This is a genomic window from Nostoc sp. EspVER01 (assembly GCF_034530635.1).
Lineage (GTDB): Bacteria > Cyanobacteriota > Cyanobacteriia > Cyanobacteriales > Nostocaceae > Nostoc.
Genome location: NZ_JAVRCS010000006.1, coordinates 147,437 through 163,163 on the forward strand (window position 1 = coordinate 147,437; position 15,727 = coordinate 163,163).

9 protein-coding genes are annotated in these 15,727 nt (G+C 41.6%); 8 read left to right on the forward strand and 1 reads right to left on the reverse strand.

All coding sequences use genetic code 11. From position 1 onward, the window contains the following. The first annotated feature begins 276 nt into the window (after window positions 1–276). The 4 genes from RMX69_RS07635 (at window position 277) to fabD (ending at window position 5,215) form a co-directional block, all read left to right on the forward strand. Complete coding sequence (locus RMX69_RS07635; RefSeq protein WP_322637071.1) at window positions 277–1,758, forward strand: leucyl aminopeptidase; 1,482 nt, start codon at window positions 277–279, stop codon at window positions 1,756–1,758. A 239-nt stretch (window positions 1,759–1,997) separates the two neighbouring features. Next, window positions 1,998–3,020: a phosphate acyltransferase PlsX gene (plsX, locus tag RMX69_RS07640; RefSeq protein ID WP_289796733.1), complete on the forward strand. Its 1,023-nt coding sequence runs from the start codon at window positions 1,998–2,000 to the stop codon at window positions 3,018–3,020. 179 nt (window positions 3,021–3,199) lie between these two features. Then, a complete protein-coding gene (locus RMX69_RS07645) occupies window positions 3,200–4,192 on the forward strand; it encodes a beta-ketoacyl-ACP synthase 3 (protein ID WP_322637072.1) in 993 nt (330 codons plus the stop codon). Between the two features lie 141 nt (window positions 4,193–4,333). Then, complete coding sequence (gene fabD / locus RMX69_RS07650) at window positions 4,334–5,215, forward strand: ACP S-malonyltransferase (RefSeq protein WP_289796735.1); 882 nt, start codon at window positions 4,334–4,336, stop codon at window positions 5,213–5,215. A 45-nt stretch (window positions 5,216–5,260) separates the two neighbouring features. Here the strand turns inward: fabD and RMX69_RS07655 are convergent, their stop codons facing one another. Then, window positions 5,261–10,639: an ATP-binding sensor histidine kinase gene (locus RMX69_RS07655; RefSeq protein WP_322637073.1), complete on the reverse strand. Its 5,379-nt coding sequence runs from the start codon at window positions 10,637–10,639 to the stop codon at window positions 5,261–5,263. Window positions 10,640–10,772: 133 nt separating this feature from the next. Here RMX69_RS07655 and RMX69_RS07660 point away from each other — a divergent pair, with 133 nt between their 5' ends. From RMX69_RS07660 to RMX69_RS07675, 4 genes are all read left to right on the forward strand, one after another. Continuing rightward, window positions 10,773–11,411, forward strand: a complete 639-nt coding sequence (locus tag RMX69_RS07660; RefSeq protein WP_289796737.1) for a lysophospholipid acyltransferase family protein — start codon at window positions 10,773–10,775, stop codon at window positions 11,409–11,411. A 246-nt stretch (window positions 11,412–11,657) separates the two neighbouring features. Beyond that, complete coding sequence (locus RMX69_RS07665; protein WP_289796738.1) at window positions 11,658–12,695, forward strand: AI-2E family transporter; 1,038 nt, start codon at window positions 11,658–11,660, stop codon at window positions 12,693–12,695. Between the two features lie 85 nt (window positions 12,696–12,780). Next, window positions 12,781–13,077 carry a DUF2288 domain-containing protein gene (locus RMX69_RS07670; RefSeq protein ID WP_289796739.1) on the forward strand — a complete coding sequence of 99 codons (297 nt, stop codon included), beginning with the start codon at window positions 12,781–12,783 and terminating at the stop codon, window positions 13,075–13,077. A gap of 194 nt (window positions 13,078–13,271) precedes the next feature. After that, window positions 13,272–15,725, forward strand: coding sequence for an endonuclease MutS2 (locus RMX69_RS07675; RefSeq protein WP_322637074.1), 2,454 nt, complete (start codon window positions 13,272–13,274; stop codon window positions 15,723–15,725). Window positions 15,726–15,727: the final 2 nt, after the last annotated feature.

Genomic DNA, 15,727 nt, shown 5'->3' on the forward strand with positions numbered 1-15,727 from the left:
CTTTGAATTTTCCCACTTCCCGCGCCAGGAAGGGGGTTAGGGGGTTAGGTTTTTGGTGGACTTTTCCACATAACGCGAAAAGTCAGGTAAAAAAATGGAGATCATAACTTCATTAACGAGTATCCAAGACTCGTTAATGAGTGCTATTTATACCAATTGGCTAAATTATAGCTACTAACCACTGCTTCCCCATGCCCAATACCCGCTCCCCTCACCATGAAACAAGAATTTTGAGCAATACTGGTACAAGAAGGAATATTTACACAAAATCCCAAAATGACAATTCAACCTAGTGATAAGCCTTTACTAGAGTGGGCAGGCGATAGTTTGGCAATTGGATTATTTGAAGATGCAGTAGAGTTAACCGGAGAACTAGCTACTTTAGATCAAAAGTTTTCTGGAGTCTTAAAAGAACTTATTACTGAAGAAGAATTTAAAGGTAAAGCCAATAGCACTATTTTCACCCGTGTAAATGCTGGTAGCCCAGTGCGGAAATTGATTTTGGTAGGTTTAGGTAAACCAGATGCACTAAAACTAGATACTCTGCGTCGCGCGGCGGCAGCTGTAGCTAGGGTAGGAAAAAAGCAGAAAAGCAAAATTTTGGGTTTTAGTTTTCCATTGTGGAACAACGATCCAGCAGCCAGTGCCCAAGCGATCGCAGAAGGTGTGGAATTAGCACTTTACCAAGATATTCGCTTTAAATCCGAACCAGAAGATAAAGGTTCACAAATAGAAAGTATAGATTTACTGGGTTTTGATGGACAAGAAGCCGCCATTACCCGCGCCAATCAAATTGTTTCCGGGGTAAATTTGGCACGGCAATTAGTGGCAGCACCAGCCAACGCGGTAACACCAATTACTTTAGCTGAAACTGCTCAAGCGATCGCCAAGGATTATGGTTTGCAACTAGAAATTCTAGAACGAGAAGACTGTGAAAAGTTAGGCATGGGTGCATTTTTGGGAGTAGCCCAAGCTTCCGATTTGCCACCGAAATTCATTCACCTAACTTACAAGCCAGAAGGTACACCCAAAAAGAAATTAGCAATTATTGGTAAAGGTTTAACCTTCGACTCCGGCGGACTAAATATTAAAGGTGCTGGTAGTGGCATCGAAACCATGAAAATTGACATGGGCGGTGCAGCTGCTACCTTGGGCGCAGCCAAAGCAATTGCTCAAATTAAGCCAGATTCGGAAGTTCACTTCATCTCCGCTGTAACCGAAAACATGATTAGCGGTCGTGCCATGCGTCCAGGAGACATTCTCACAGCATCAAACGGCAAAACAATCGAAGTGAACAACACCGACGCTGAAGGACGTTTGACCTTAGCAGATGCCTTGGTGTATACCGACAAATTGGGATTAGATGCGATCGTTGATTTAGCCACCCTAACTGGTGCCAACGTCATTGCATTAGGTGAAGATATTGCTGGTTTGTATACTCCCGATGAAGCTGTCGCCTCCCAAATCGAAAAAGCTGCGGAAACTTCAGGGGAAAAGATTTGGCGGATGCCAATGGAAGAAAAATATTTTGAAGGGTTAAAGTCTGGTATAGCGGACATGAAAAATACAGGGCCGCGTCCAGGTGGTGCAATCACCGCTGCCCTTTTCCTCAAGCAATTCGTCAAACAAACCCCTTGGGCGCACATAGATATTGCCGGCCCAGTATGGACAGATAAAGAAAATGGCTACAACAGCGCAGGGGCAACTGGCTACGGCGTTCGGACGCTAGTTGATTGGGTGTTGGGAAGTGGGGAATAAAGAGTAAGGGAGCAGAGGAGCAGGGGAGCAGAGGAGCAAGAAAGAAGTTGCAGTCAGTTTCCCCTCTTTGCACTTCTGCCCAATGCCCTACTCCCTACTCCAGAATAATTCGTGCTATCTTGAGCTTGCCAGCAAAAATTGTTGCAATAGTAACAGAATTAATTTGGCTGTCAGAAAGTTAAGCTTTTTCGGGCATTGCCATCTGGTAAAATTTGTAAGGTTTCTAGAAGCTGTGAGCAATGGGATCGACTCGCGTACGGATCGCAATTGACGCAATGGGAGGGGATCATGCACCCGGTGAAATCGTTGCTGGCGCATTGCGGGCAAGAGAAGAATTGGGTGTAGATATATTATTGGTTGGCGATCCCCAACAAATAGAAGCTGCCTTGCCATCAAAAACAAGTTTAGGGCAGGTGGAGATCGTAACTGCGGAGGAGGCGATCGCTATGGATGAGGAGCCTTTAAATGCAGTTAGACGCAAACGCAAGGCTTCTATCAATGTGGCGATGGATTTAGTCAAGCAGGAAAAGGCAGATGCCGTATTTTCTGCCGGCCACTCTGGGGCAGCTATGGCATCAGCTTTGCTCCGCTTAGGACGATTACCAGGAATCGATCGCCCAGCGATCGGGACAGTTTTCCCCACGATTATTGCTGGTAAGCCAGTGCTAGTACTTGATGTCGGCGCAAATGTAGATTGCCGTCCCAAGTTTTTAGAGCAGTTTGGCGTTATGGGATCGGCTTACAGTAAGTATGTCTTGGGTACAGCTGAACCGAAGGTGGGTTTGCTGAATATCGGTGAAGAAGACTCGAAAGGCAATGATGCAGCAGTCCGCGCCCATCAACTGCTACGCGAAAATTCCCAAATTAATTTTATTGGCAATGCTGAAGGGCGTGATGTGCTTTCTGGTCGCTTTGATGTGATTGTCTGCGATGGCTTTGTAGGTAATGTATTGTTAAAATTTGCCGAAGCCGTTGGAGAAGTGATTCTGCAAATTTTGCGGGAAGAATTACCCCAAGGATTGCACGGTCAAATAGGTTCCGCACTCTTAAAACCAAACCTGAAGCGGATTAAGCAGCGAATGGATCACGCAGAACATGGTGGTGCTTTACTGCTAGGCGTGGCAGGAGTCTGTTTTATTGGTCACGGTAGCTCCCAAGCACCTTCAATTTTTAATGCAATTCGCATGGCAAAAGAAGCTGTTGACAACCAGGTGATACAACGAATTCAGTCCCAATATATCCTAGAGCGCGAGAGCGGTTAGTCATTGGTCATTGGTCATTCGTCATTGGTTATTGGTCACTTGTACTGAGCGTAGTCGAAGTATTGGTCATTCGTCATTTGTAAAGGACAACTGACAAGTGATAAAGGACAACTGACAAAGGACAAAGGACAAAGGACAAAGGACAAAAGACAAAAAGCTGATAGCTTGGGAGATTAAGAGTGCAAAACTTAGGCGTAGCAATCACCGGAAGCGGCTCGGCAGTACCAGCAACTTCCCTACACAACGATACATTGAGTGAACTAGTTGAAACATCAGATGAGTGGATTGCCACAAGAACGGGAATTCGTCAACGACGATTAGCATTGCCTTCTGAGTCCTTGAGTTTACTCGCTACTGCCGCCAGTACTCAGGCGATCGCAGCTGCGGGAATTAAACCAGAAGACCTAGACCTGATTCTGCTAGCGACTTCCACCCCTGATGATTTATTTGGTAGTGCTTGTCAAGTACAGGCTAAATTGGGAGCCACCAACGCAGTAGCTTTTGACTTGACCGCTGCCTGCTCTGGCTTTGTGTTTGGTTTGGTTACAGCAGCCCAATACATTAGAACTGGTGTCTATAGAAATGTACTATTGATTGGGGCAGATATACTCTCTCGCTGGGTAGATTGGGAAGATCGCCGGACTTGTGTATTGTTTGGTGACGGTGCTGGAGCAGTGGTGTTACAAGCTGCCAAAAGCGATCGCTTATTAGGATTTGCACTTAAAAGTGATGGTACTCAAAACCATTACCTCAACCTTGCTTATGCAGGAACCTCCCAAGAACTGGTGACTGATGTAAATATCACCAAAGGCACTTACCAACCAATTACGATGAACGGCAAAGAAGTTTACCGCTTTGCTGTGCAAAAAGTGCCAGAAATAATTGATAAAGCGTTGTTTCAAGCTAACATCAGCGTCGATAAAATAGATTGGCTGATATTGCATCAAGCCAATCAGCGGATTATCGATGCTGTTGCCCAACGCCTGAATATCCCAGAACATAAAGTTATCAGTAATCTCGCCCAGTACGGCAATACCTCAGCTGCTTCCATCCCCTTAGCTTTAGATGAAGCGGTACGACAAGGTAAAATTAAACCCAATGACATCGTTGCGACATCCGGCTTTGGTGCCGGTCTTACTTGGGGCGCGGCAATCTTTCAATGGGGAAGGTGAATAATTAGGAGTTAAGAGTTATGAGTTAAGAATTATGAGTTAAGAGTTATGAGTTTTAACTCCTCACTCCTAACTCCTCACTCCTAACCCCTCACTCCTAACTTTTCACTCCTAACTTTTCACTTTTCTGACTATTGACAAATGACAAAAACTGCATGGGTGTTTCCCGGACAAGGTTCCCAAACGCTGGGAATGGGAATGGATTTACTAGATATACCGTCCGCTAAAGACAAGCTTGCCAAAGCTGAGGATATTTTGGGTTGGTCTGTAACTGAAATTTGTCAAACTCAAGAAGAGAAGTTATCACAGACGCTGTATACTCAGCCAAGTCTTTATGTAGTTGAAAGCATTCTTGCCGACCTGCTTCGAGAACGAGGACATCAGCCCGATTTAGTTGCTGGTCACAGTTTGGGAGAATATACTGCTCTTTATGTAGCGGGTGTCTTTGAGTGGTCGGCTGGTTTATATCTGGTGAAGCGTCGTGCAGAACTCATGGATAGTGCCATCGGTGGGATGATGGCAGCTTTGATGAACTTTGACCGCGAACAGTTAGAAAAAGTCATTTCCCAAACGCCTGATGTGGTAATAGCAAATGATAATAGTTCGGCTCAGGTGGTAATTTCAGGCACGACTGAGGCTGTACAAGCGGTGATGACTCAAGTTAAAGCAAAGCGTGCAGTTCCCCTAAAAGTTTCTGGAGCATTTCATTCACATTTAATAGCACCAGCAGCTGCGGAATTTCAAGACATTTTAGAATCTGTGGAATTTCAACCCGCGATTGTACCAGTAGTGTCTAATGTCGAACCAATTCCGTCCATTGATGCTGAGATTTTAAAGCAACGCCTGAACAAACAAATGACTGGTTCTGTAAGATGGCGAGAAATTTGTCTGCAATTACCAGCTAACGGTATCGAGCGAGTAATAGAAATTGGTCCTGGTAAAGTGTTAACTGGCTTGATTAAACGTAATAGCCCTGATTTGATTTTACAAAATATCCAGAGTGCTACTGATTTACCTGTTTAATTTTTTTAGCTTCTATCGGTATGGATATGCAGATGGATGTATCTGCTACATCGGTAGCTGGATCACAAATTCAGTACCTTTGCCTGGTGTAGAATCTACCTTAATTACTCCGCCATGTTTTTCTACAACGATTTGACGAGCGATCGCTAATCCTAACCCCGTACCTTTACCCACGCCTTTTGTAGTAAATAAGTGGTCAAATATCTTTTCTTGCACTTTTTCATCTATTCCCTGACCATTATCTGCGATCGCAATTTTCACCCCTTTATTTTCTACTAAGGTTTTAATTGTAATTCGGTTGGGATTTTTCTTAATCTCCTCAAAAGTCTGTCCGCTATTTGATTCATCTAGCGCATCAATGGCATTTGCCAGAATATTCATAAATACCTGATTTAATTGCCCAGGAAAACATTTAACCTGGGGCAAATTACCGTAATCAGTGATCACATCAATTTCTGGACGTTCTTCATTAGCTTTCAGACGATGTTTGAGAATTAAAATCGTGCTGTCGATACCTTCGTGAATATTAAAAGGCACTTTGTAATCTTTATCACCACGAGAGAAAGTGCGAAGACTGGTGCTGATGTTGCGGAGGCGATCGCACGCCATTGTCATAGAATCAATTATCTTGGGTAAGTCTGATAAACTATAATCCAAGTCAATATCTTCGGCATGGTCTTTGATTTTATCGCTGGGATTGGGTACACTTCCTTGATAAAGTTTTAAGTGTTCAACAATATCTGCAATAGTGGGTTTAGCTTGTTGGAGACTGGCAGCAATAAAGCCCAAAGGATTATTCATTTCATGGGCTACCCCAGCAACCAAATTACCTAATGCAGACATTTTTTCGCTTTGAACAACTTGTAATTGTGCTTGTTGTAAGTCTTGTAATGCAATTCCTGCTTGTTGGTAAAGTCGAGCATTCTCTAGAGATATTGCAGCTTGAGATGAAAGAAGGTTAATGACGCTGAGGCGATCGTTAGTAAAAACTCCTTGAGTCAAGCTATTTTCTAAATATAGAATACCTAGCAAATATCCTTGATTAATAATCGGGACACACAACACACTCTGGGGTTGATGTTCCAACATATATTTCCCAATTATCCCAGGAATATCTGTTTTACAATTGTCTATAACAATTGTTTGTTGAGTATTTTTGACATAATTGATAATTTTTACAGGAATATCTTGACAATTATCTAGCGGTTGTGGATTGAGGATAGTTTGTATTTCCTCATGCTCAATAAAGGTAATTGCTCTAACTTCCCAAGTGTCGTCCTCTTGGGGAAGAATGAGTACAGCTTTTTTCGCGCCAGAGTTTTCTAGGATAATGCGAGTGAGGCTGGCAATGAGTTGATCTGATTTTAGAGAACTGGAAATAGCTTGAGCAGCTTTGAAAACAGAGGTAAAATCCAGAACATCAGCAATACTAGTGCTGCCAGTACTAGAAGATGAGGCGGTACTACGAAAAGCAATGGTTTCTAAGGGATTGAGATTGATTCGTTGGTGTTGCAAGATGGGTTGCAGTAATTGGGGATAAGTTTTTTCTAGGTGATTAACTTTGGCTTTTGCTCCCCAACGGGCGTAGCAGTAGTATGCTTCTTGTATATAGACTTGGGCGATTTTTTCTTTACCCCAGTCGAGGTAGAATTTGGCTGCTAGTTCGTTGCTAAGTGCTTCTTCTTGAATGTAGCCGTTTTCTTTGGCAAGAGATATGGCGCGATCGTACAATTCTATTGCTTCAATTTTTTGTCCTAATATCCGAAAGCTTTCAGCTTCTAGCAAGTTGCATTTGTGAGCATAATTCTGCGGCGCACCCTCTGCCCATTTTTTGAGTTTTTTATGAGCTTCTGCTACTCGCTCAATAATTAATTTTTGCTCAGTTATTGAGCAGTCTTTATATAAAGCTAAATTAGTCAAAGATTCATAAAAATAAAATATTGGGATTAGCACTAATCCAGTCACGCTGATTAAATATTTCTCGACAATATCAGCATTTTTTAGTGCTTCTTGATACTTACCAAAGAGATAACATAAAAGCAGTTTACAAAAATGAAGCTGACAAATAATACTAGTTTGATTGGCAGCTTGATGCAGAGGCAACATTGCGACTTCATCATAAATCTCGCCAACTAAAAAACAAGGATTATCTGACATTCCCAACAAATTCAAAACTGATTGATAATAGATACTATTAAAATTAAAATAGGTAGTTTGCTTAAACTGGTGCATAATTGTGCCATAGTTTCCCATAGCTTGGGATAATTCCTCTAAACCATGACCACTCAAATAGGCATATCTGCCAAAAACATAGGCAGACATTACAGCATATTCAATATCTCCAGTTTCTAAACCACTTGTATAGGCTTGCAAAAGAGGATTTAAAGTTTCTTTAACAGGCGATTTCCAATGTCGAATAAAACAATTTACTGCAAATAGAGTTTTTGATTTAACTTTGAAAGCATTTAAACGTTCAAGTAACAGTAATGCCATTTCCCCAAATTGATATCCTGTATCAATTTCTCCGAGAACACCGCAGAGTATAAGTCCATAGCTAGCATAAGCATAGGTAGATTCTGGAGCATTACCATAGAGGATTGATAGTTGAACTTGTTTAAAGATAATTACTCGAAACAATGGGGGATTTGCTTGGTAAGCTGCTGACATAATACTTGACAAAATTTGCATTGCTGCCAGAATATTCACATCCGTCATTTTTGGCAGTTCTAGTAAATCCATCGCTGGTTTATCTGCCACAAGACATTTTGTTTGTTCCAGTTCAGACTCAATATCAGTTTGATTGACTTGTTGAGGCAGTTCCACCCCTATTGATTGAAGAACAGTTAGTGCAGTTTGCAAAGCATTCTTGTGCTGTGCCTGTGCCATGTAAGCTTGAATTTTGACATTGTAGATAGGAATTTGTTCGAGGAGAGTTTTTGCTTGTTGTATAACTACAGTTGCATAGCTTTCCATGCGTTCAAAGTCACCACTCAGACAAAGTACTTCTGTAATGGATTGATATAGTAATAGTGTTAGTTCATACTGGCTGTACCAACTCTCATCAGGTAAAAGTTCTAAACCTATTGTTAAATATTCAACTGCTAATGTATAAGCAGTTGCCAATTGTGCTTTTCTACCTGCTTTTAAATTCAATTTGAGGAGTTGTTCTCGTTCAATTGGATCAATAATCAGTATGAATGCAATATTTAGCTGATTAACAATTTCAAAAAGTTTTTCTTCTTTTTGGATTTCAGATGTGTTTTGAAGTAATAGCTTACCTATTTGTAAATGGGTAGCTTTTTTCTGTTCTTCAGGGATAAGAGAGTATGCAGCTTCTTGGACGCGATCGTGTAAAAATTTATAGGTAACAATTTCCGAATTTTCGTCAGCAATAGCTTGACTTCCCTCACTAAGATAAAATTTATAGACCTCGCTAGTAGGTAAAATTAAACCCTCATGCAATGCATTCCACAAATTAGTTGCCGTTTCTGCTTGCGATTGTTCTAAAACAACTGCCAATGTTTTCAAATCAAACTGATTTCCAATACAAGCAGCTAGTTTCAAAACATCTTGAGTGGCTTGTGATAGCTTTCTCAATTGCAATACCATGAATTCAACTACATCATTTGTGACTGCTTGTTGATTAATTTGGCTAATATCACATTGCCAGTAGCCCTCTGTCAAGTTAAATGTAATTAGCCCATCCTGATATAATGATTTAAGAAATTGAGTACAAAAAAATGGATTTCCAGAACTTTTTTGATAGACTATTTGTGAAATTGGTAACGCTAAATTATCTGAACATTTAAGCGTTGCAGCAATTAATTGATTCACATCTCCTTGACTTAATAATGCTAAAGTAATTGTGTTAATAGTTGCTGCTGTTTTTTGCATCTCATTAACAGTCAACATCAACGGATGCACTGGATTGACTTCATGATCTCGATAAGCACCAATTAATAAAAGATACTTGGTATCAGCCATTAATAACTGCATTAATTTCAGTGATGCCAAATCAGCCCACTGCAAATCATCTAAAAATATTACTAATGGATGTTCAACGCTAGTGAAAACTTGAGAAAATTTTTGAAATAATAAATTAAATCTATTTTGTGATGCGCTTCCTGATAATTCTATGGCTGGTGTTTGTTTACCAATAATTTTTTCTAATTCGGGAATAACTTCAATAATTACTTGTCCATTTTCACCTACAGCTTCTAAAATTTTAATTTTCCATTGCTGAATTTGAGAAGTGCTTTCTGTTAATAATTGACCCATTAAATTTCGGAATGCTTGTACAAAAGCGATAAAGGGAACATTTCGTTGAAATTGGTCATATTTACCTTTGATAAAATAACCGCGTTGGCGCACAATCGGTTTATGAATTTCGTTAACAACGGCAGTTTTACCAATACCTGAAGTACCAGCTACCAGAATCATTTCAGTTGCACCTTTGCTAGCTCTTTCAAAGGCTTCAAGGAGGGCGGCTATTTCGGCTTCTCGTCCATAGAGTTTATCGGGAATAATAAAGCGATCGCACACATCACTTTGGGCAATTGTAAAGTTGTCAATTCTGCCAGTTGATTTTAGCTGATGTAAACATTTTTCTAAATCAAATTTTAATCCTAATGCACTCTGATAGCGATCTTCAGCATTTTTCATCATCAATTTTATGACAATATCTGAAATCACTTGTGGAATTTCTTCACTTTTGATTTTCTCTGGATCTTTTGCAATATGACAATGTAGCAACTCCATTGGATCGTTTGATTTAAATGGTAATCTTCCAGTTAGTAATTCGTAAAAAGTTACACCTAGAGCATAAAAATCAGTTCGATAGTCAATCCCGCGATTCATTCTGCCTGTTTGTTCTGGTGATAAATAACTGAGTGTCCCTTCTAATACATTTGGACTGATCAGCGTTTGGGTTTCTCGTGGTAGCAGAGATGCAATACTAAAGTCAATTAATTTAACTTGTTTGGTTTCAGGGTTAATTAAAATATTGGCGGGTTTGATATCTTTATGAATAATCCGTGCGCGGTAGAGTATATCTAAGGTATTGCACAGTGCGATCGCTATCTGTAAAAACTCTTGTAGAAAAGTGATATGTCGCGTCTGGTGAGAGGTAAAATAATCTTTAAGAGAAATCCCGCCAAAATCTTCCATCACCAACGCATAGCCATTTTGATACGGTTCCAAGTTGTAGGTTTGAATGATTAGAGATGAGTTGATATTTTTGGCTATGGTGTACTGATTACGAAACGATAAGAGTTCGCTGAAACTCGGATAAGGATTTTTGAGCAATTTAATCACTACAGGTAATGAGTCAGTTTCTCGATAACCGCGATAAACCACGGTTCGAGAACCGTTGTAGAGTTTTTCACTGATGCGATATCCAGGAATACTGACAATAGTGTTAAGCATATTGCTAAATCTTTAATACTTCCAGATTTAGTATTCCCTGATGGGTGAAGCAATTTATCTCCACAGCTTTTTGCGTTTGATTTGGGCGTTGCGATCGCGTATGCTAAATTCAGTTTGATTTGCATTATCTTCTGTGGACAAAAACCGCGAACCGTTGATCAGTCTGGCACTTTACCACGCCTTTAAATGGTCAGTCGTCAGCCCCATGCTTCACGCTTACTTTCGGGGCCAGATTCATGGTGCGGAAAATGTCCCCAAATCAGGGCCGTTATTAGTAGTGAGTAATCACGCTAGTTACTTTGACCCGCCGATTGTCTCTAATTGTGTACGTCGTCCAGTGGCGTATATGGCTAAGGAAGAGTTATTTAATATCCCCGTTTTGGCGCAAGCGATTAAATTGTATGGCGCTTACCCAGTCAGTCGCGGAAATGCCGATCGCAATGCCATCCGTTCCGCCCTAGAATATCTCAATAAAGGTTGGGCTGTTGGTGTTTTCTTGCAAGGTACTCGCACCCCAGATGGTCGAATTACAGACCCCAAAAGAGGCGCACTGCTGCTAGCGGCGAAAGCAAAAGCCCCAATATTACCAGTAAGTGTCTGGGGTACTGAGAAGATTTTACAAAAAGGCTCGTCCCTACCCCGTGCAGTTCCCATCACTGTCAGAATTGGTAACTTGATTGATGCTCCCAGTTCCAGTAATAAAGAAGAGTTGGAAGCGTTGACACAAAAGTGTGCCACAGTAATTAACGAAATGCATGATTTAGGACGATGAATCTAGAGATACAACAGATATATGCTTTAGGGAGGTAGCGATCGCTATTAGATTACTTTAATCTTAAGCTCTATTCCTCTAGCAATAAAGTAAAGGACTTCCAACAAATAACTCTCAATCTTACAGGGCAGCTAACTTTATCACACTAAACAACTAGCGTTTTTGCGGCTTAATTACGACGAATTACGTTAGCGCAGCGGTAGCGAGTCCGTGAGCGTCATTAAAAATTACGAATTATGAATTATTATGAGCGGCTTTGAAGCCAAGAATTTTTGGGAGCGATTAAATAATCTAGCATTAGTTAGATTTTTGCTTTTAGTTGCTTCTGGCTGGGCAATTGTACAGCTTTTAGCTTATTTTGAAGCAGTCATTGTTATTTTCACATTCGCTGCAATTTTGGCCTTTTTACTCAGCTATCCCGTACAAGGGCTGCGGCGTTTTTTACCCCACGGTGTAGCTGTTAGTCTTGTTTTCTTGCTCAGTATTGTGATTATAGGCGGTCTGATAATTACCGTGGGCTTAACGGTTTTATCTCAAGGACAACAATTAATTGATAGTATCACTGCATTTTTGAATTCTTTAGTACCTTTGTTAGAGCGAATAGAAGGAATTTTGCGAAGCCGGAATTTACAGATAGATTTAAGTTTTATTGAAGAACAACTGCGGAACCAAGCTGTCTCAAGTCTTGTGACTAGTTTAGCTATTCTACAAGGGTTTATGACTAACTTTGTGACTTTTGTATTAATTGCAGTTGTGGCTTTCTTCATGTTATTAGATGGAGACAAGCTGTGGAACTTTATTTTAAAAATTGTACCTAAACATCGCCGCAATAGATTTACAATTATAATCAGAAAGTCATTTTTAGGATTTTTTAGAGGTCAGTTATTATTAAGTGCATTTCTCACAAGTACGACTTTCGTCGTTTTCTTAATATTACAAGTACCTTTTGCTTTAATATTGTCAATAATAGTTGGAGTTCTTGATATCATTCCTGGCATAGGAGCAACATTAGGAGTAAGCACAATTACTCTATTTGTGTTGTCTCAAGGTGTTTGGTTAGCATTGAAAGTATTGATAGCTTGTATTATCCTCCAGCAGATACAAGACAACTTGATTGCGCCCCGAATTATGCAAGGTGCGCTGAATCTTAATCCTGTAGTGGTGTTTTTTGCTTTGCTAGTAGGCGCTAAAGTAGCAGGTTTACTAGGAGTTTTTATATCTATTCCCATTGCTGGAGTAATTGTATCTTTATTTGAAATTGATGAGATGAAGTCAGAGGTTTAGTCATTTGTTAGTGGTCATTTGTCAGGAACTAGGAAGTAGTGAATAATGTAAAAATAGATATCTATCAATCAATAGTTGGGAAGTAATGTCGGATTTAAGAGCGGAATTAACAGAAATTTTGGATGAGGCAGAGTGGGAATGGTTAATTCCTCATGTACAACGAGATGCAGTAATTTTGGTGGCACTTGAGCTAGATTTGGTGGATGTTGGAGTAGCGATCGCCAGTGATAACATTCCATCAGTGGAACAGTGGATTGATAAACAATTGATTACCAAACCCACAACGGTACAGGTGGGTGAATGGAATGGCGATCGCAGTAAAAGATTTAATACTCTCATCGTTCAACCTTACGTTCTAGCCCAAGAAATAGTTGCTGCCTAATTCGTTTCTGTGTTTTTTTTTATGGCAGTTGGTTGGGGTATTTTCTCAAAAAAGATAGTTTAATGTGCCAGTTATTACTTGGCTATTGCCACGGACTAGCTGGCTGATTGAATTAAAGCAAAATTTTCTCCTTTAAGATTTATCCATCTAGGAGCTAGAATTGTTACCATAATTTCAGATTAGATGTTGAAACCTTGATCCAATCTGAAACCTTAGAATTATTAGAATGGCATCGCCTTTGCCAGCACCTTGCTACCTTTGCCGCAACTAAGCTGGGGGCGACAGCTGCGCGTCATCTGAAAATACCTGATTCTCAGACCCAAAGCGAACTGTTGTTAGAGCAAACCAAAGAAATCTACCAACTGGAAAGTCGCCTGACCACGGGACTGTCATTTGAGGGAATTCAAGATATTGGCGATTCCTTAGAACGAGCAGAACGCAGTGGAGTTTTGGCAGGGGAAGAACTGTTAGCGATCGCTACTACCCTCTCTGGTGCCAGAAATTTGCGCCGTGTCATCGACAATCAAGAAGATTTGCCGATATTGACTGATTTGGTTGCCGATTTGCGGACTTATCCCGAACTAGAACAGGAAATTCACCGCTGTATTGATGAACGGGCCCAGGTAACTGACCGCGCGAGTCAAAAACTGGGAGAAATTCGCACAGACTTACGGCGATTACGTAGCCAAATTACTCAAAAGCTGCAAAATATCTTACAGGCAAAATCTGGCGCAGTTCAAGAACAGCTGATTACGCAACGGAGTGATCGCTTTGTTATCCCCGTAAAAGCACCCCAAAAAGATGCTATTCCTGGTATAGTCCACGATACCTCTACCAGCGGTGCCACCCTGTATGTGGAACCGAATTCAGTAGTACCTCTAGGCAACCAACTGCGGCAGATCATCAGAAGAGAGCAAGCCGAAGAAGAAACGATTCGCCGTGTTTTGACGGAACAAGTAGCCGCAGTTAAGCCAGATTTAGAGAGATTGTTAGCGATCGCCACCACTTTGGATTTGGCAACCGCTAGATCGAGATATAGTTTCTGGCTAGGAGCGAATCCCCCGCGATTTATCCGGCGTGAAGACAAGGAAATCATTACCTTACGGAACTTACGACATCCTTTGTTAGTGTGGCAACAACAGCATGAACAAGGGCAACCAGTAGTTCCTGTAGATTTGCTGATTAACCCGCTAATTAGGGTTGTAACCATTACCGGGCCAAATACTGGCGGTAAAACTGTAACCTTAAAAACTTTGGGGTTAGCAGCATTAATGGCCAAAGTGGGTTTATTTGTCCCCGCCCGCGAACCAGTAGAAATACCTTGGTTTGATAAGGTGTTGGCAGATATAGGCGATGAACAATCCTTACAGCAGAGTTTATCCACATTCTCTGGACACATCCGCCGCATTAGTCGGATTTTGGAAGCATTGGGGAATGGGGAAGCAGGGGAGCAGGGGAGCAAGGGAGCAGGGGAGCAGGGGAGCAGAGAAGCAGAGGAGAAACTTCCTGCTTCTAACTCAGCACTCGTTTTACTTGATGAAGTCGGCGCAGGAACCGATCCAGTGGAAGGTAGTGCTTTAGCGATCGCCTTGTTGCAATATCTCGCCAACCATTCCCAGCTAACGATCGCGACCACTCACTTCGGCGAACTAAAAGCCCTGAAATACGAAGACGATCGCTTTGAAAATGCCTCTGTAGAATTTGACGAAAGTACTTTGTCGCCTACTTATCGTCTGCTGTGGGGCATCCCCGGACGTTCTAATGCCCTGACAATTGCCCTGCGCTTGGGATTAAAACCAGAAGTGGTGCAACAGGCAAAAACCCAAGTTGGAGAAGCCACAGATGAAGTTAACCAGGTGATTGCTGGCTTAGAAGCGCAACGCCGCCGCCAAGAAACCAAAGCAGCCGAAGCCCAAGTTTTGTTGCAGCAAGCGGAACGTTTATATAAAGAAGTATCCGCAAAAGCCGCAAGTCTGGAGGAAAGGGAAAGCAGTTTGCGGGCTTCACAGGAAGTAGCAGTGCAGCAAGCGATCGCTCAGGCAAAAGGTGAAATTGCCCAAGTAATCCGCCGTTTGCAGAAAGGTACGCCCACAGCCCAAGAAGCGCAGCAAGCCACCAATGCTTTGAATCAAATTGGCCAACAATATCAGCCAGCAACACCAGCCAAACCAAAAGTTGGGTTTATGCCCAAAGTAGGCGATCGCGTCCGCATTCCAAAATTGGGACAGATAGCAGATGTGATCACCGCCCCTGATGAAGATGGCCAGTTAAGCGTTCGCTTTGGCCTAATGAAAATGGCTGTGAAGTTAGAAGATATAGAATCTTTAGATGGTCAAAAAGCTGAACCAGTCGTTAAACCCAAACCAGCCCCAGCAGCAGTAACCCCGCCACCGCAAAATGTCCCAGAAATTCGGACTTCTCAAAATACCATCGATTTGCGTGGTAAACGGGTGGCTGATGCCGAATACATTTTAGATAAAGCCATCTCGGAAGCTACAGGGCCAGTCTGGATTATTCATGGCTATGGCACTGGTAAGCTACGACAAGGAGTTCACGCCTTTTTGCAACAGCATTCCAGAGTGAACAACTACCAACCAGCAGAACAAGCAGATGGCGGCAGTGGTGTTACCGTTGTTCATATAAAATAAAG